Below are 19024 nucleotides of genomic sequence, written 5' to 3' on the forward strand. Positions count from 1 at the left end.
CTCGCTTAAAACTCGATTTTTGGGGCTTTTTGGATATTTTCCTCTCTAAATTCAAGCAGGGCTAAATCTTTGTGAAATTTAGGGAAAAATCCGACTAAAATATTGTTTGGAAAGCTTTGTTTATAGGTGTTAAAGTCCGTTACTGCGTCATTGTAAGACTGCCTAGCAAAGCCGATTTTATTCTCAGTAGAGGTGATTTCTTCGCTTAGATGTAGCATATTTTCGCTAGCTTTTAGCTCTGGGTAGGCTTCGACCTGGATATTTAGCCCATTTAGCGCGCTTTTTAGCTCGTTTTCTGCGCTTGCTAAATTTCGCATATCGCTATCGTTTATGCCATTTTGTTTAATGCGTTCTAATGCGCTAGTTGCGCGGTTTCTGGCATTTACGACATTTTCTAGGGTCTGTTTTTCGTGCGCCATGTATTTTTTGACAACTTCGATTAAATTTGGGATTAGATCATATCTGCGTTTTAGCTGGACATCGATTTGCGCAAAGGCGTTTTTGGCTTCGTTTAAAAGTGCGACAAGTTTGTTGTAAATACCAATGAGAAAAATTCCGACAAGAATTAAAATAGCTAAAATTACTAGCAAAACACTCATTTTTTATCCTTTTGTTAAATTTGGCTAAATTTCACGCTAAATTTGGAATTTAGCGTGAAATTTGATTATTTGTTTGCTGCGATTTGCGTAACCAAATCGTAGGTTACTGGGATTTTTTTGTATTGTGGCAAAGATGTAGAAAGCCCGTCGATAATCGCGCCAAAATCGTTAAATAAATAGCTTGCAAGAGCCGCTGGGACGGGGTTGATTTCGTTTAGATAGATTTCGTTATTAAACACGAAAAAGTCGCATCTGATGATCGAGCCCTCAAATCCGCTGTTGTAAATTTTAGCAAACGCATCTTTCATCTTATCTGCGATTGAAATGCCCACGGTTTGCTCTGTCACGGTGTTTGGTTGGGTGGTGTCGATGTATTTGCGACCAAAGTCTAGGAAGTCTTTTTTCACGGCTTGACTGATTTTTGAAAATACAATCTCATTGCCTATTTTACAACCTGCTAGGCTGTATTCTTTGACATCTTTGACGAAAGGCTCGACGATGACCTCTCTATCTAGGCTAAATACCTTATCTATGATTTTATCGAGCTCCATATCGCTATTTACGATACTAGCGCCGATACTGCTACCTAGGTGGGCTGGTTTTATGATGACAGGGTAGTTAAAAGACGGCAAACTCGTGCGCTTTAAAACCGCGTAATTAATCGCCTTGACCCCTGCGTTTTTGGCTAAATTTTTGGTTAAAATTTTATTATGGCTTACCGCACTTGCCTCTAATCTAGGGCCGATTTGTGGAATTTCGTAAAATTCTAAAAGTGAAGCTAGCTTGCCGTCGCAACCATCACCGCCGTGGATTGTGTTGATACACACATCGATTTCTAATCTGTTTTTTGAAAACATACCGCTTGTGTAAAATCCGCCATAAGAGAGGGTTAGCTCTTTGACCTTGCTGCCATAAGAAGTTTGAGATGAAAAACCGCCCTCAGCAGCGTCTGTGTTGGCAGAGTGAGACCTAGCAAAATTTCTAGCAAAGTAGCTTGCTACCATATTTCCCTCTTCGATTTCGAAAAATCTGCGGTTAGCGTCGCAGTAGATAAAGGCTAAATTTTTGCCTTTTAATGCGTTTTTTACAGCGATTGCTGTGAGGATACTGACATCGTGCTCGTAGCTTTGTCCGCCAAAAATGATACCATATTTCATAATAACTCCTTTGGGCTCTTTAAAGTGTAATTTAACTCTCGATTTTATAAAATTTATGCTTTATATTCTCTTTTTGCGTGAAAAATTTGAGTAAATTTATAAATTTTATAGATATAATATTTTTATGAAATTTATAGGGTTTGTGAAATTTAGCGCATTTTTTGGCGCATTTTTGCTTTCGTTGTTTTTGATTTTGGATTTTTTATTCCCCCTAAATTTGGCTGGATTAAATAAAGAAAAGTCGTTAGTTTTGTATTCGAGCGAGGGGGAAATTTTAAATATGCAAATCAGCAGTGATGAGATTTGGAGGTTTTACGCCAGTAGCGATGAAATCCCACAGCGTCTAAAACAAAGCGTAGTGCATTTCGAGGATAGGTATTTTTACTACCATTTTGGTGTAAATCCATTTTCGATAGCACGGGCATTTACGCATAATATTTCGCAAAATTTTACGCATAAAAATGCAAATATAGCCAGAGTGGGCGCAAGCACCATTACAATGCAGGTTGCGCGTATGATGAACCCCAAAGAGCGCAGTTACAAAAACAAATTTATCGAAATTTTCAACGCTTTTCAGCTCGAATTTCACTACACCAAAGATGAAATTTTAACAATGTATTTCAATCTAGCCCCCTATGGTGGCAATATCGAGGGTGTGGCGAGTGCTAGCTATTTTTATTTTGGCAAAAGCCTAGGTGAGCTTAGCAACGCTCAAATCGCGCTTCTTGCGGTGGTGCCAAAAAACCCGAACAAAAACCGCCTAGACCGCGCGAATTTGGATTTAAACTCGCTAAAAAATAGGCTGATTTTTAGCCTTTATAAGGCTAAAATTTTATCGCTTAGTGAATTTGAACGCGCTAGTAGCGAGAAATTTACCCCCACAAGGCACCCTGCGCCAAATTTTGCCCCGCATTATGCAATGCGCGCCTTTAAAAATGCGAAAAATTTGGGCGTGGCAGGGCGCGCTGGCGCTAGTGAGGCTGTGAGTGCGCGTATGGGCGAAACAGCGAGTAAAACAGCTGGCGTGGCAGAGGGTGTGAGCGAAACAGCTACCGAAACAGCTACCGAAACAGCTACCGAAACAGCTACCGAAACAGCTACCGAAACAGCTACCGAAACAGCTACCGAAACAGCTACCGAAACAAAACGCGCGTGCGCAGGTTCTGTGGGAGCAAATTCTGTGGGAGCAAGCCAAAGCGCGCACTTGGCACAAAATGGCGCGATAAAGCCCGCAAACACAGACAATCACGGCGCGCGCATAGGCGATACAAAGCACTCGGCGCAAAATTGCGCAATCTGGCAAAACAAAGCAGAGCGTATGGCACAAAACGGCGCAAATTTAATCCACTCAAATTTAAACAAAACCTATCAACTCACCCTTGAAAATTTCCTTAAATCAAGGATAAATGACCTAGCCAAATTTGGCGTCAAAAACGGCTCGGCAATCCTAATCGACAACGAAAAAATGGCGGTTGTGGCATACGCAGGTTCGCACGATTTTGGCGGATTTTTGGGACAAAATGACGGCATAGTCTGGGCGAAAAATGTTGGCTCCACGCTAAAACCATTTATCTACGCAAGAGCCCTTGAAGAGGGGCTTATCACGCCACGCCGTGAGCTAATCGACGCTCCGATTAGCTTCAAAAATTACTCCCCACGCAACTACAATCTAGGCTTTATGGGGGTTGTTAGCGCAAATGAGGCGCTCGGATATAGCCTAAATATCCCGGCTTTGAAGCTTTTATTATCCCTTGGCGATGACGGGCTTTATGAGCTTTTGCTTCGTGCAAATCTCGCGCCGTATTCCAAAGAGCATTATGGGCTTGGGCTTGGGCTTGGCGGAATTAGCATAAATTTGTTAAATCTCACTCATCTTTACAGCGTTTTTGCAAACTCTGGCGAGTTAAAACCGCTAGAACTAGCAGGGGCGAAGGTAGGGCAGAGCGCGCAAATACTAAGCCCGCAAAGTGCGTATATCATCACGCAAATGCTAAAAAACGCCCCACGAAGCTATCTTGGCTCTGTGTGGCAAAATACCAAAAATATGCCAGCCTTGATGTTTAAAACCGGCACGAGTGCCGACGGGCGCGACCTTTATACGATTGGCGTAACGCCAAAATTTAGCCTTGGGGTTTGGTTTGGCAATTTCAACGGCGAAAAAACGAGTGATATAAGTGGCGGACTTAGTGCTGCGCGCGTGGTTTTTGATATGTTTTCTTACCTTTCAAACACAGGCGCGATAAATGCCGAATTTGCCCGTCCTAGTGGCGTGAGCGAAAAAGAAATTTGCGCTGATTTTTTCGTAGAAAAAGAGTGCAAAAAAATGGTGCGAGATTTGGTGATAGAGGGTGTAACTTTGCACGATGAGTGCGAATTTTACCGCCCTAGTGAGCTTTTTTATCTTTTGCAAAACGGCATTATTGACGCAAATGCGACCAAAAATGGCAGGTGCAAGGATAAATTTGCTAGCATTGCGCCAGCTCTTAGCGATATAGATGGCAAAATTTACGAAGTGGGCGATAATGCAGAGATAAATCTTAGCGCCTCTTGCACGGCTGTTTTTGGCGATGAAATCTTTATCAGCGTAAATAATAGCCCATACGAGGCGAAAAAAAATGGCGAGAATTTTATGCTAAATTTAAGTCCGGGCGAATATGAGCTTTCGTGTTTGGACGAAAACGCGAATTTTAGCGTGGCGAAATTTAGTGTAAAAAATAGATAAAATAAAAAATAAAAAATTACCAAAATATAAAAATTTCACAATATAATTACGCGAAATTCTTAGGGGAAAATTATGGAAAAAATTTTAATCAAATTTGGGCTTTGTAGCGCACTTTGCGCTGGGTGGCTCTTTGGCGTGGAAACGCAGATTAATGATGAGAGCTTGATTTTTAGTGGTGCAAAAATCGCGCCTTTTGGCATAAGCGAGGAGCAAATCGCAAAATGTGCGCCAGGGATTACTGGCGTGTATGAATATAAAAATAGCGCTGAAATAGAGTTTTATCCAAAGACTAAGCTAAATGCTAGCACTCGCTATAACTGCGAGATTGGCGGGGAGAAATTTAGCTTTACGACGGCTGGGTTTAGCGCGAGCGAGCTTAAAATACTGCGCCCGGGACTTGCAAAGATTAGCTTTAACGATAGCGTTAGCGAGGAGGGGGCAAAGTCAGGGATTAGGGTGTATTCGCTGCAAAATTTAGCCAAAAACGATATTAGCTTTACCATTAGTGCGCAAAATGATAGAAGTTTTTTGATTTCTTATGACGCTAAGCACCCAAATATCGTCATCGAAGCAAACTCTGTAAAATCCAAAAACGGCGCAACGCTAAGTGCCCCAAAAATCCTAAAAGCAGATGAGGAGCCATTTAACGATAGCATAAACGCCTCAAACCTAGATGATGTCAAAATCCGCGAAATTAGCTTTAATGACGGCTCATTTGGAGCGAGGCTGTATTTCCCACACTATGTCGATGACGCGAATTTAGCCAAATTTATCCGCGTTAATGGCGTGGGTAAATTTAGCCTTGGCGAGGCTAGATACAGATACTACGAAGATGAGCAAAAATACCCGCAAATCAGTGATAAATACTACTATCATGTAGATATCAAAAGCGCTGAATTTGCGCCAAATAAAAGCTATGAATTGCGCCTTTTAAAGGGCTTTGGCGATGATTCTAGGATAGTTAGAGATGAAATAAAGCTAAATTTCAAAACTGGCGATAGAAAGCCGTTTGTGCAGTTTAGCGATATGAAAAAATTCGTCCCTAAAAACGCAAATATCGCGATAAAAAGCTCGAATTTAAACGAAATTAGCATTAGCGTTTCAAAAATCAGCGAGGAAAATTTCAGATATTTTCTAAATTTCGAAAGCAATTATCCGCACTCGCTAGCTAGTGAGGTTGTGAATAAAAAATTTGACATTGGCGGGGCAAAAAACGAGATTAGTGAGCATAAAATCGCTATGGATTTTAAGGGCTTTGAGGACGGCGTGTATGTGATAGATGTGCATTATAAAGAGGGTAATATAATGCGAACTATCACGCGCACGGCCTATATCAGCGATATTTCGGCTCAGGTTAGCATGGCTGATAGTGGCGCGCTAATCTATACTTCGCGCCTAAGCGATGCGAAGGCTTTGTCGCACGCTATTGTTAAAATTTACAATGACAAAAACGAGATGATTTTAGAAAAACGCACGGATAGTGATGGAATTTTGCTTGTAAATGACGCTAAATTTTTGGATAAAAATCCTAAATCTATCGAGATTACAGACGGCAAAGAGCGCGGATTTGTGATATTTGACGAGGCTGTTTCTAGCAGGGAAGCGACTACAAGCGACGCGCGGGCAATGGTGTATTTCGCTAGCGAGCTAGTAAGCCCAAATGAGGCACTAATCGGCTCTGTGGTGCTCAAAAAGAGCGATTTTACGCCGATTAAAAACACTCCGATTAAATACAAAATCACAGATCCTTACGGCGTGAATATCATCACTCGCGCCCTAAAAACCGACTCTTATGGCGCGCTAAATTTCAAAGAGAATTTGGGCGAAAAAAGCGGAAGTTATACCTTTGAGCTGATTTACGAGGATAAAATCATCGAAACCAAGAAATTTAGCGTCGAAAATTTCATACCAAACCGCGTGAAAAACGAAATTTTAACGAGCAAAGATGAAATTTACAAAGATGAGTTAATAATCGCAAATTTGATTTCAAACTACCTTGTGGGCGCACCAGCTGCGAGCTTAGCTAGCAAATTTGAAGTGAAATCTTACGAAAAAGAGCTTAAAATCAGCGGTTTTGAAGGATACAGCTTCACAAATGCAAGACTTAAAAAAGAGGGCACATTGGAGGTAAAAAGCGAGGAATTTAGGCTAGATAATAACGGCAAAAAAGATCTCGTAATCGCTCCAAAGGCGCAGGGTGTGTCAAATGCGGCAAATTTGATGATGAATTTCAGCGTCCAAGACGGGGGCAAAAATGTCAGCGCGTATAAAATGCTAAGCTACTATCCATACGAAAAAATTCTAGGAATTCGCGCTAACAAGGACTTTATAAGCAGTGGCGAGGAGGTAAAATTCGACCTTGCATTGCTAGATAGCGTTAGCAAAAAAGAGCAAAAAGGCAAGGTGGATTTAGAAATTTATCGCCAAGATTTCACTTACATTTACGACGGCGAGAGATATGTCGAGCAAGAGAGCTTTTCGCTTGTGGATAGCATTAGCGCAGAGGGCTCACAGATTGGGTATAAATTCGAAAATGGCGGTTCGTATATCGTAGTAGCAAACGACTACGCAAGTGGGGCAAGTGCGAGCGTGAGAGTCGATGTGAGCGGATATGGATACTATGGCAGGCTAAATGCCAAAGATGTCAATACCGCCCGCATAAATTTAGAAAAATCAAAGCTCAAACCTGGCGAAATGATAAAAGGCGTGATTACTTCGCCTATCGAAAACGGCGTGCTAAATGTGGCTTTGATAGGAGAGGGCGTGTATGATTATAAAATCACGCAAATTCGCGGAAATAGCGCAAGTTTCGAGCTAAGAGTGCCAGAGAATTTCACCGGCGGACACATTAGCGCTAGCATTTCACGCTCTGCCTCGGGCGCTGCTATGCCGCTTCGCACCTATGCAAATGTAGCCGTAAGCCTCGATGTAAGCGAGAAAAAACTCCCTCTTAGCCTGCAAAACAAGTCTGAGTATAAAAACGGCGAAAAAGCCATAATCGTGGCAAAATCCGCGCCAAATTCTAAAATCACGCTTTACGCTGTGGATTTAGGGATACTAGACGCGATAAATCAAAAAGAGTTAAATGCGTTTTCGTATTTTGATAAGCCGATATATTTCAGGCACCGATATTTCGATATTTTTGATGATTTGAGTGTGTATAGCGCAAACGGCAAAGAATTAAGCTTTGGTGGCGATGAAATGCTAAAAAGCGCGAAGCGAAATTTAAGCCCAGTGCAAAACAAAAAAGATAAAAAATTTGTCAAAATGTATGAGGGTATCGCAAACGGCGCAGGCGAGGCTAGATTTGAGGTAGATTTGCCAAAACACTTTAACTCTATGATTCGCCTAAGCGCGCTAGCTCTCGATGATGAAGAAAAAATCGGCTGGGCAAACTCTCAAATCAGCGTCAAAGATGATATCGTCATCAAACCAGCTGATTTGACATACATGGTCAAAGGCGATGATATAAATATCCCGCTAACGCTCATAAATACGACAAATTCGCCAAAATCGCTAAATTTAAAGGCGAGTTTTAACGACGCAGTTCAAATTTCGCTTAGTGATGCAAATATCACGCTAGGCGCGCTAGAAGCAAAGAATTTGAAATTTAGAGCAAATGCGTTAGAGCTTGGCGAGGGCGTGGTGAGCTTGGAAGCGAGCGAAGAAAATGGGGCGAAATTTGAGTATGAGTTGAAATTTGATGTCATTTCGCAGTTTCCGCGCTCGAAATTTAGCGCCAGTGCTTATAGCGACGCGCCGATGAATTTTAGTCTGCCAGCTTCGTATAAAGATGTCTTTACATACATAGGCACTAGACCTAGCACTTATACGGTGGCAAGGGAGTTGGAGCGATATCCGTATGGTTGCACAGAGCAGATTAGTTCAAAAATTTTAGCCTATGATTTCTTCTTTAAACGAGACCACGACGAGGCGATGAAGGGGGCTGTTTTAGAGCATGCTACGAAAATTTTATCAAGGCTTAAAAATAACGGCGAATTTGGGTATTGGAGTGCGCATGGTGAGACGAACGCATTTGCGTCGCTGTATGCTAGCGATGTGCTTTTGGATATGGACGCAAAATACAAAATCCTAACCCCAAAACAAAAAGAGCTGATTTTAAGGGCGCTAAGATCGTCGTATTCTAGCGAGCCTAGCTTGCGATTGTATGCGGATTTCGTGCTAGATAGGGTTGGCGCATTAAGCGATGATGAGCTAAATTTCGTCTATGATAAAAAACTCTACGAAGCTAGCCCGCTAGCGACATTTTCTATGCTTGCGATTTTGCAAAAACACAAAATGAGCGCGGAATTTAGTAAAATTTATAGTTCAAATTATAAATTTGATTATGCTAATAAAGAGGCTAGTAAAATTTTTGCTAGTGAGGTTAGGGACGCTGGATTTGCTCTGTATGCTTTGGGAAGCGTCGGTATAAAAGATAGTGTCTTAGATACTTTGGCGCAAAATTTAAGCCAAAATTTACAAGACATTTATAGCACGCAAGAAAGAGCGTTTGTGCTAAGGGCGCTGGAAGCGTATTTTGGCGAAGATGATAAGGGCGTGGGCGCAGATATCGTCGCAAACGGACTTACACAAAGTATCCAAACTCCGTCAAATTCAGTAATTACGCTAAATTCTAACGACAGAGAAATCAAAATTTCGCCAAAAAATGGCGAGAAAATTTTTGCTAATTTGCTTAGCTTTGGTTACGAACCAGTAGCACTTAAACATAGCCCGCTTAGTATAAACAACCACACAGGAAATCTGCACGGAATCAAACAGCTAGAAATCGTGCGTGAATTTGTCGATGAGGCTGGTAATGCGGTTTTGCTTGATAATCTAAAAGTAGGGCAAAGAATTTATTCTAAGATAAATTTCCGCTCAAATTTTTATATCAGAAATTTTGTGATTGACGAGGCGGCAAGCACCTGCTTTGAGATCGTCAATGAGCGCATAAATCCGGGATTTATAAGACCTGAGAATTTGCAGGATAAAACTAGCTTCGAGCACAAAGAGATAATGTTTGATAGAGTGCTAAGCTTCCCGGTTGGTGGGGCGTATTATAAAGATACAAAAAACGGCAATGACTATACCGGCGTATTTTACACACCGCTTAATGTAGTGTATTCTGGTATGTGTGCCTTGCCGGCTGTGAGTATCACTGATATGCAAAACGAAAGCGTAATGGATTATGATTTACCGGTGCTAAATTTCAAAATTAAATAAATTTAACCTTAAAATTTAACTTACTTGTAGAAAATTTAACTACAAGTAAGTTCTTCCTTAACAAATTTTAAACAAAAAAACTATATAATTACGGATTAACGCTATAAGCGTAAAGGAGAACATAATGATTGATTTAGCAAAAGTAGCCGATAGGCTAGAACAAGTCGCTAAACTACCCAAGATAAAAGAGGGCGATAGTATCACTAAACGCCTTGCTGAGCGCGGTTTTTCACGCCGTGATTTTATGAAATGGGCAGGCGCAATGACTGCGGCGATTGGGTTACCTAGCGTATTTGCACCACAAGTTGCACGGGCGGCAGAACTCGCCGATCGCTTACCTGTGATTTGGCTTCACATGGCAGAATGCACAGGTTGTAGCGAAAGCTTACTTAGAATTGATACTCCAACTATCGATTCGTTGATTTTCGACTATATTAGTTTAGAATATCACGAGACGATTATGGCTGCTGCTGGCTGGCAAGCAGAGGAAAATTTAGATGGAGCTATCGAAAAATATAAGGGGCAATATATTTTAATGGTAGAAGGTGGAATTCCAAGCGGAAGTAGCGAATATTTCCTTACAGTAGGACCTGCTGGTAAGACAGGTGCCGAGCATTGCAGACATGCCGCTGCTGGTGCAGCTGCGATTTTTGCTATTGGAACATGTTCGAGCTTCGGTGGTATCCAAGCAGCAAGACCAAACCCAACAAACGCTGTTGCGTTAAGCAAATTAACTAAAAAACAAGTAATCAATGTCCCTGGCTGTCCGCCAAGCGAGAAAAATATCGTAGGAAATGTCCTTCACTACATACTATTTGGCACACTTCCAGCACTTGATGTTTATAATCGTCCAAAATGGGCTTACGGACTTAGAATTCACGATTTGTGCGAAAGACGCGGTCACTTCGACGCAGGTGAGTTCGTAGAGCAATTCGGCGATCAAGGCGCAAAAGACGGATATTGTTTATATAAAGTAGGTTGCAAAGGCCCATATACATTTAATAACTGCTCGCGCGAGAGATTTAACGCTCACACTAGCTGGCCAATCCAAGCAGGTCATGGCTGTATCGGCTGCTCTGAGCCTGATTTTTGGGATCACATGGGACCATTTGAGGAGCCATTGGCAGATAGATTATACAATACCGTATTTAGCGGAGCAGGTGCTGATGCGACAGCCGATAAAATCGGTATAGGAATTTTGGCTGTTACAGGTGTAGCTATCACAGTTCATGCAGCCATTGCATCATTTAAAAAGAATAAGGGAGAGTAGAAATGTCACAAAGATTAGTAATAGATCCGATAACTCGTATTGAGGGACACTTACGCATAGAAGTAGTTGTCGATGATAACGGAGTTGTAACGGATGCGTATTCTGGCTCTACTTTATGGCGTGGATTAGAGACTATCGTTAAGGGTCGTGATCCTAGGGATATCGGCTTTTTTATGCAAAGAATTTGCGGTGTTTGCACATTTTCTCACTATAATGCTGGAATTTCAGCTGTTGAAAATGCTCTTGGCATAACTCCGCCACTAAATGCGATTTTGACTAGAACGCTAATGAACACTGCGTTATTTATGCACGATCACCCAGTGCATTTTTATCAACTACACGGACTTGACTGGGTCGATATCGTAAGCGCACTAAGCGCAGATCCACACGCTGCTAGCCAAGAGGCTTTCAGATATACAGATTTGCCTTATGCTTGCGGTGAGGATCAGCTAAAAGCGGTTCAACAAAGAGTAAAAGCTTTCGTTGAAAAAGGCGCACTTGGACCATTTGCAAACGCATATTTCGGACACAGCACATACAAGCTAACCCCTGAGCAAAATTTGATTGCGCTTAGCCACTACTTAGAGTGTTTGCGTATCCAAAGAACAGCCGCGCAAATGATGGCGATTTTCGGTGGCAAACAACCACACCCACAAACCCTAACAGTCGGTGGCGTAACATGCGTAATGGATATCCTAAGCCCAGCAAGACTTGGTGAGTATATGGTTAAATTCCAGGAAGTCGCTGATTTCATCAACCGCGCATATTATCCAGACTTGCTTATGGCTGGTGGTGCGTATGCTAGTGAAGAAAGCGTATTAAACGATGTCGGTGTCGCAAATCTATGGACACACCAAACTTTCCAATATTCACGCAATGATTTCTTATTCCAAAGCGGTGTGATTTTAGACGGCGATATTAGCAAGGTTCATGAGCTAGATGAGAGCAAGATTACAGAAGAAGCCACTCACTCATGGTATAAAAATGACAAACCACTTCACCCTTATGACGGCGAACAAGAACCAAACTACACAGGATTTAAGGTAGAGCAAACTCTAAACGCCAAAGGTGAAATGGAAGATACAAAAGTCCTAAATACCGAGGGTAAATATACTTGGATAAAAGCTCCTAGATATGATGGCAAATCGCTTCAAGTTGGACCACTATCAAATATCGTTGTAAATTACGCAAAAGGTAATGAATTTGTAGTAAAAGTAGTAGATAAATTCTTAGCCGATACAGGTCTTCCACTAGAAGCAGTATTCTCTACTCTTGGTAGAACAGCGTGCCGTATGATCGAGGCAAAAGTCGTAGCTGATAATGGACTATTAGCATTTAATAACCTAATCGCTAATATTAAATCAGGCGACACTGAGACTTGCGCTAAATACACAATCGATAAAAAGAAATCATATAAAGGCAGATATATCGGACATGTTCCACGCGGTAGCCTAAGCCACTGGTGCAGAATCGAAAATGGAGTAATCCAAAACTGGCAAGCAGTCGTTCCTAGCACATGGAACGCTAGTCCAAAAGACGCTCAGGGCAATATGGCATCTTATGAGTCATGCTTAATCGGTCTTAAAATTGCAGATTTAACGCAACCGCTTGAAATTATCCGCAAAATCCACTCTTATGATCCGTGCATTGCGTGCGCTGTTCATGTTATGGACACCAAAGGCAACGAGCTTAGCTCATATAAAGTAAATCCAAATATCAAGGATTAACCATGAAAAAAAGAGAAGCCGAGTATGAATTTTCGATAGGATTGCGCCTTACCCATTGGATACGCGCTATCGCTATCGTCATACTTGTAATTACTGGATTTTATTTGGCTTATGTTTTCATAGCCCCAGAGATTAGCTCTGAGCCAAATTTATTCTTGCAAGCTAAAATTCGCTTCGTGCATTTAGTGGCAGGTTTCGTGCTAATGGCGGCTATGCTTTACAAATCATATCTGTTTTTGTTCGACAAACACAGCAGAAAAGAGCTAGTTAGTATTAAGGATTTTATCAATCCTAGGGTTTGGATCGAGCAGATTAAATTTTACCTATTTTTAGGCGAACACCCACATTTGCACGGCGTTTATAATCCTTTGCAATTCATTGCGTATTTGGCATTTTACATCATTTTAGCCTTGATTTGTATCACTGGCCTTGTGCTTCATGTGCATATGTATCATGGCGGACTTGGCGGTATGATTTATGATCTAATGCGCCCAATCGAGGCTATGATGGGTGGTCTAAGCGAGGTTCGCACTATCCACCATTTATCGATGAATTTCCTTATTTTATTTATCCCTGTGCATGTTTATATGGCTGTTTTCAACGCTGTAAAAGGACAAGACGGAGCTATGGACGCTATCATTAGCGGCTATAAGTTCAAGGTTCAAAAATGAAATTAGGTGTTATCGGTATAGGTAACATTATGTACTCCGACGAAGGTGTCGGAGTACATTTTATGCACGCACTGCAACAAAACTACAAATTCACCCCAAACTCACCTGATGATAGTATCGAATTCATCGACGGAGGCACGCTGGCTGCGCTTTTAATGCACATTTTGGTCGAATTCGACGAAATTTTGCTGATTGATTGTATCGACGCAGACGAGGGCAGTATCGGTGATGTGTATTTCTTCGACTACGAGGCTATGCCAAAAAGCGTGAAATGGAGCGGTTCGGCTCACGAGGTGGAGATGCTAGAAACCTTGCAAATGCTAGATCTTTGTGGCGATAGACCACGCACGCAAATCCTAGCCGTGGTGCCAATGCGCATAGAGCCGATGAGTTTTAGCGTGAGCGATGAGGTGCTGAAATCTAGCGAGATTATGGAGCGCACGGCGATAGATTTTATCGCTTCTCGCGGTTTTGTGTGCGAAAAAATTGGGAATTTAAGCGTGCGCGATATCGCTGAAAATTTTGATTCTAAGGGCAAAAATTGATAATTTCTTTTAAATTTGATTATTTGAATAACAACGGCTTAATCGCCTATTTTTTGGATTTTTATGCGCGCAAGGCTGGGCTGAAATACGCCCTAAATTTAGGCAAAAATTTAATCACACTCTATGTCGAAGCAGATGAAAAAGAGCTACTCGAATTCAGCGATAAATTTATGGCGCTTATCCCAAATTCTGCGTTTTTGGCAAAATCGAGCGTGGAGGTGGTATCTGGCGAAGGGGATTTGAAGGAAGTTTGCGCCAGAAGCGACGAGATTAAATTTTTGCCTAAATTTTCGAATTTTACCCCAAGCCAAATTCACGAATTTTTGCAAAGTGGCGAATTTATAGAAAATGAATTTGGGGTTTTAAGCGGTGTTAGCGTCTTTGACGGCGAGAGTTTCGTCGCTGCAAATAAGCAAAATTTTGGCAAGTTAATCGAGTATGCTTACCGCATTTTGCGCCATAATCAAATTTTGCAAATTTCGCTAAATGGCGAGAAATTCAGCCTAAGTGCTGATTTAAATTTCGAAAATTCAGACTTTATGGTCGCCACTGGCCTAAAATCGTTTAATAAAATTTTCATCACCGATGACAAGCAAAAAATCGCCCTTGCGACATATGAAAAGCCGATTTTACGCCTCAAAACAAACAGCGTTTTTCGCAACTCTTTCTCAAAATCGCCTAAATTTTTCGATGTGAAAATGTGTAGCGATCTCTTTTCGTTCGCGCTTTTTAAACGGCTCGAAGATGATGAAATTTACTATGTCAGCGCACAGGGAAACAAAAATAAATTTTTAAATTTATGCGTGATTGAGGATAGATTTCTTATCACAAAAAATTACGAGTTTATGAGCGAGGCTGAAAAAACGCTTCTTGCTTCTGGCGATGAAATTACGCATTTTGGACTTATTTGCAAGGAAAAAGAGATTTTTGATTCGCGCGTGATGAGGGTGTTTGTATCGAAAGAGTGTGCCGATGAGATTGCGATTTACGAAGCCAAATCCAAGCGCAAGCTCCTAAATTTCGCTATGCCTGCGAATTTAGACGCTCTTTTTGATGAAATCAAAAGCGACGAGACAGGCGCAAAACTTTTGGCAAATTTTAGCGCAAAATTTAGCCTAGATTATGCGCGCGCAAATGCCGATTTTGGCGAAATCAAACCTAGCTTTTATGGCTATTTTGAACTGCTTTCTCGCGTGATTTTTGGCAAAGACGCGCAGTATTTGTTAGAGTGTGCTGGGGAGTTTTTGGGCGAAAAGGGCATGAAACTAGACTTCGAGCTTAAAGAAAACGGCGATTTTAACTTCGCCAAAACGCTTCGTTCGGCGATGAGCTACAAGCTAGCAGGGGTCGATGACAAGGTTTTAAGCTACGGCGTAATCGACACGTTGGCTAGATTTATCGGCGATTTGGCTGACGCAAACGAGGCATTATACGATTCTGGCGTGCTTAGCGGTTCGCTCTTTGCCGAGCGCAGGTTTGCAAACATCGCCACACTCGTGCTCGGCAAATCTCGCCTTGATTTCTCGGCATATTTGGGTTTGCAAGGCTGTGAGCGTTAAAATCGAGATTGCAGGAGCTGTGCAGGGCGTGGGCTTTCGCCCATTTATCTACCGCATTTGCACCGATCTAGGCATAAAAGGCGAGGTTTATAACGACGGCGAGGGCGTGAAAATCCACGCAAACGCCACGAGCGAGCAAATAGCACGGCTTAAAGAGCGCATTTATGGCGAGCTTCCGCCACTTGCGCGGATTGATAAATTTGAAATTTTTGAAATCGCGCCTAAAATTTATAGTGATTTTAAAATCACGCACTCGCAAGAAACGCAAAAATTTAACCCCATTTTGCCTGATTTTGCCATTTGTGATGATTGCAGGCGCGAATTTTACGACCCGCAAAACAAACGCTACCGCTACCCATTTATCAACTGCACGAACTGCGGACCGCGACTTAGTATCATCAAAAAACTCCCTTATGACCGCGCAAATACGACAATGTCGCAGTTTAAAATGTGCGAATTTTGCGGTGGTGAATACACTGACCCGCTAAATCGCCGTTATCACGCCGAGCCGATTGCTTGCGCAAAATGTGGGCCAAAGCTCTTTTTGAAAAACAAAAATGGCGAAATTTTGGGTATTGGCGAAAACGCTGTTAAAAGGCTTTGTGAAATTTTATCTCGTGGCGAGATAGTCGCTGTAAAGGGGCTTGGCGGATTTCATATAATGTGCGACGCGACAAACGAAGACGCCGTAGCGACCTTACGAATTCGCAAAAATCGCCCTGATAAGCCATTTGCCGTGATGTGTAAAGATGAGAAAATGGCTGAAAAATTTGCCCGGTTTTGCCAGAGCGAAAAAGAGCTTTTAAACTCGCAAATTAAGCCGATAGTTTTGGTTAAAAAATCAAAAAATCCGCAAAATTTAGCCCTTGCTAGGGCGGTTGCGCCAAATTTAGGCAAGGTTGGCATTTTTCTAGCTAACACTGGCATTCATTTGCTACTTTTTGAGTATTTTAATCGCCCCTTAATCGCTACAAGCGCGAATATCAGTGGCGAGCCGATAATTTACGATGAGGCGAGTTTGCGCCAAAAATTGGGCGGTGTGATTGATTTTTATTTGGATAACGATAGAGAGATTATTACGCCAAGCGACGATAGCGTGGGCTTTGTGGTGCGAAATCAGGCGCAGAGTATCGCAGAAACCACGGAGCAAAATTCGCAAAATTTAACGCAAAATTTTACGCAATATTTACGCACTTCGCGTGGGCTAAATCCGCAAATTTTCAAAAGCAAATTTACTCATAAAGGCTCGTTTCTCGCCCTTGGCGCAGAGCTAAAAAACCAGTTTGCAATATACAAAGACGGGCAAATTTTTATTTCCCCATACATCGGAGATTTGAAAAATATCGCCACAAATGCTCGATTTTTCGCGCTTTTGGATATTTTCATCAAAACTTATGATTTGAAATTTGACGCTGTTATAGGCGACCTGCACCCGAATTTTTTGCATACGAAACATTTTGAAAATTTAGGCTTTGAAGTGGCGAAATTTCAGCACCATTACGCGCATTTGGTTGCGAATTTGGCGGATAATGATTTGCTTGGAAGTGGTAAAAAATACCTCGGATTTAGCTTTGACGGCACGGGATATGGCGAAGATGGCGCGATTTGGGGTGGCGAAGTGCTGGAATTTGACGAATTTGGCTATGAGAGGGTTTTGCATTTCGACGATTTTGCCTTAATCGGTGGTGAGAGCTCGATCAAAAATATCTACAAACTTGCAATTTCGCTGTTTTTTAAATTTGGCATTGAAAGCGAGGCGAGTGAGTTTTTGGCGAAATTTAGCCAAAATGAAATTTCAAATCTAGCCAAAATCGCCCCGCGCTCGCCAAAGACAACCTCGCTTGGACGCATTTTTGACGCTTTTGCAAGCGTGATTTGCGCCCTAAAAAGCGTTAGTTTCGACGGTCAAAGCGGTATGAGTTTGGAAAATCTCTTTAATGAGAGCAAAATCACGAGCGAGAGTGAAAAACGATATAAATTTGAGATAATAAACGGCAAAATTAGCGTGAAAAATGCCTTTTTAAGCGCGCTAAAAGATGAGCCAGCCGTGGCTGCGTCAAATTTCATAAATGCGCTCGCTAAAATAATGCTTCAAATCGCAAAAGAGCGAAATTTAGAGGTCGTGCTAAGTGGTGGGGTTTTTCAAAATGCTACGCTTTTGGATTTGGTAGTGCGAAATTTTAGCGAGGCAGGGGTGAAATTTCATCTGCACAAAAATACTCCGAGTAACGATAGTGGCGTGGCTCTCGGGCAACTCATGGCCTATATCGCTCGCCTGAAATAATCAATAAATTTTATCAACTAACTTAAAATTTTAAAATTTTACGCTAAAATCGCAGGGAATTTTTAATCAAACAAGGCAAAAATGATGAAAATTTTAAAATTTTTACTATGTTTTGCGCTGTTTTTGGGCGCAGATGAAATAAATTTAAAGGGCGAAAGCGTGCAGAGCAAAAATCAAAATTTAAAAGAAATTTATTTAGCGGGTGGCTGTTTTTGGGGTATGGAAGGCTATTTTAAGCGAGTAAAGGGCGTCGTGGATAGCGAGGTTGGCTACGCAAACGGCAATAGCGAAAAAACGGATTATTATTCGCTTAAAAATACTGACCACGCAGAAACGCTAAAAATCAAATTTGATGAAAATGTCGTGGCATTTGCCGAGATTTTGGAGCATTTTTTCAGAGTGATTGACCCTATAAGCGTCGATAAACAGGGCAATGATGTCGGCAGGCAGTATCGCACGGGGATCTATTATACCAACGAGAGCGACAAGGAATTTTTGCAAAATTTCATCGCCTTAAAACAAAAAAAATATAAGGAAAAAATCGCTGTCGAGGTCGCACCACTACGCAATTACGCGCGCGCAGAAGAGTATCACCAAAACTACCTTGGCAAAAACCCAAATGGATATTGTCATATCGATCTAAATTTGGCGAGCAAACCGCTTTATGACGAGAGTAATTTTACACTTCCTAGCAAGGACGAGCTAAAAAATTCGCTAAGTCCGTTGCAGTTTAGCGTGACGCAAGAAAAGGCGACGGAGCGCCCATATACGAGTGAATTTGATAAACTCGACGCAAAGGGCATTTATATCGATGTCGTTACGAAAAAACCGCTTTTTAGCTCGACGGATAAATTCGACGCAGGGTGCGGGTGGCCGAGCTTTTCTAAGCCGATTACTACCGACGCGCTGGATTATGCGCGCGATACGAGCCACGGCATGGTGCGCACGGAGGTTAGCTCGCGGCTTGGCGGGGCGCATTTGGGGCATGTTTTCGAGGACGGTATCAAAGAAAAGGGCGGTTTGCGCTACTGCATAAACGGCGCCTCGCTCGAATTTATCCCGCTTGAAAAAATGAGCGAGCGCGGATACGCTGAGTTTATCCCGTATGTGAAATAGTAAAATTCCGCTGTCCGCAAGCTTCGATACCTGCGCCAAAAATTTTGCTTTTGCAACTTGTGAATACTGTGTGCGAAATTTCGCCAAATTTTAAATTGCAAACTGTAAAAATGGCAGAATTTTAAAGTTTAAATTTTTGCCATTTACC

11 protein-coding genes are annotated in these 19024 nt (G+C 41.9%); 9 read left to right on the forward strand and 2 right to left on the reverse strand.

The features are described 5' to 3' along the window. Positions 1–5 precede the first annotated feature (5 nt). Positions 6–599 carry a LemA family protein gene (locus PF027_RS03710; protein ID WP_270871908.1) on the reverse strand — a complete coding sequence of 198 codons (594 nt, stop codon included), beginning with the start codon at positions 597–599 and terminating at the stop codon, positions 6–8. Between the two features lie 65 nt (positions 600–664). Beyond that, positions 665–1756, reverse strand: coding sequence for a D-alanine--D-alanine ligase (locus PF027_RS03715; RefSeq protein WP_270871907.1), 1092 nt, complete (start codon positions 1754–1756; stop codon positions 665–667). Between the two features lie 124 nt (positions 1757–1880). On the opposite strand from PF027_RS03715, the gene PF027_RS03720 reads away from it, so the two are divergent. The 9 genes from PF027_RS03720 to msrB all read left to right on the forward strand — a co-directional run bounded on the left by PF027_RS03720 (position 1881) and on the right by msrB (position 18876). After that, positions 1881–4478, forward strand: coding sequence for a transglycosylase domain-containing protein (locus PF027_RS03720; protein ID WP_270871906.1), 2598 nt, complete (start codon positions 1881–1883; stop codon positions 4476–4478). A gap of 72 nt (positions 4479–4550) precedes the next feature. Beyond that, complete coding sequence (locus tag PF027_RS03725) at positions 4551–9704, forward strand: alpha-2-macroglobulin family protein (protein ID WP_270877363.1); 5154 nt, start codon at positions 4551–4553, stop codon at positions 9702–9704. Positions 9705–9828: 124 nt separating this feature from the next. After that, complete coding sequence (locus PF027_RS03730; protein WP_270858960.1) at positions 9829–10974, forward strand: hydrogenase small subunit; 1146 nt, start codon at positions 9829–9831, stop codon at positions 10972–10974. Positions 10975–10976: 2 nt separating this feature from the next. Beyond that, positions 10977–12701 carry a nickel-dependent hydrogenase large subunit gene (locus PF027_RS03735; RefSeq protein WP_270861781.1) on the forward strand — a complete coding sequence of 575 codons (1725 nt, stop codon included), beginning with the start codon at positions 10977–10979 and terminating at the stop codon, positions 12699–12701. A gap of 2 nt (positions 12702–12703) precedes the next feature. Further along, positions 12704–13372: a Ni/Fe-hydrogenase, b-type cytochrome subunit gene (cybH, locus tag PF027_RS03740; protein ID WP_270861780.1), complete on the forward strand. Its 669-nt coding sequence runs from the start codon at positions 12704–12706 to the stop codon at positions 13370–13372. Beyond that, on the forward strand, positions 13369–13917 hold the full coding sequence (locus PF027_RS03745; protein WP_270858957.1) for a HyaD/HybD family hydrogenase maturation endopeptidase: 549 nt from the start codon (positions 13369–13371) through the stop codon (positions 13915–13917). The genes cybH and PF027_RS03745 overlap by 4 nt, the downstream gene beginning before the upstream one ends. Beyond that, positions 13914–15476 carry a hypothetical protein gene (locus tag PF027_RS03750; RefSeq protein WP_270871904.1) on the forward strand — a complete coding sequence of 521 codons (1563 nt, stop codon included), beginning with the start codon at positions 13914–13916 and terminating at the stop codon, positions 15474–15476. Before PF027_RS03745 ends, PF027_RS03750 begins: the two co-directional genes overlap by 4 nt. Then, positions 15466–17760: a carbamoyltransferase HypF gene (gene hypF, locus PF027_RS03755; protein WP_270871903.1), complete on the forward strand. Its 2295-nt coding sequence runs from the start codon at positions 15466–15468 to the stop codon at positions 17758–17760. The genes PF027_RS03750 and hypF overlap by 11 nt, the downstream gene beginning before the upstream one ends. A gap of 84 nt (positions 17761–17844) precedes the next feature. Then, on the forward strand, positions 17845–18876 hold the full coding sequence (gene msrB / locus PF027_RS03760; protein ID WP_270877364.1) for a peptide-methionine (R)-S-oxide reductase MsrB: 1032 nt from the start codon (positions 17845–17847) through the stop codon (positions 18874–18876). Positions 18877–19024 lie beyond the last annotated feature (148 nt).

This window comes from Campylobacter sp. VBCF_01 NA2 (assembly GCF_027797205.1).
Classification (GTDB): Bacteria; Campylobacterota; Campylobacteria; order Campylobacterales; family Campylobacteraceae; genus Campylobacter_B.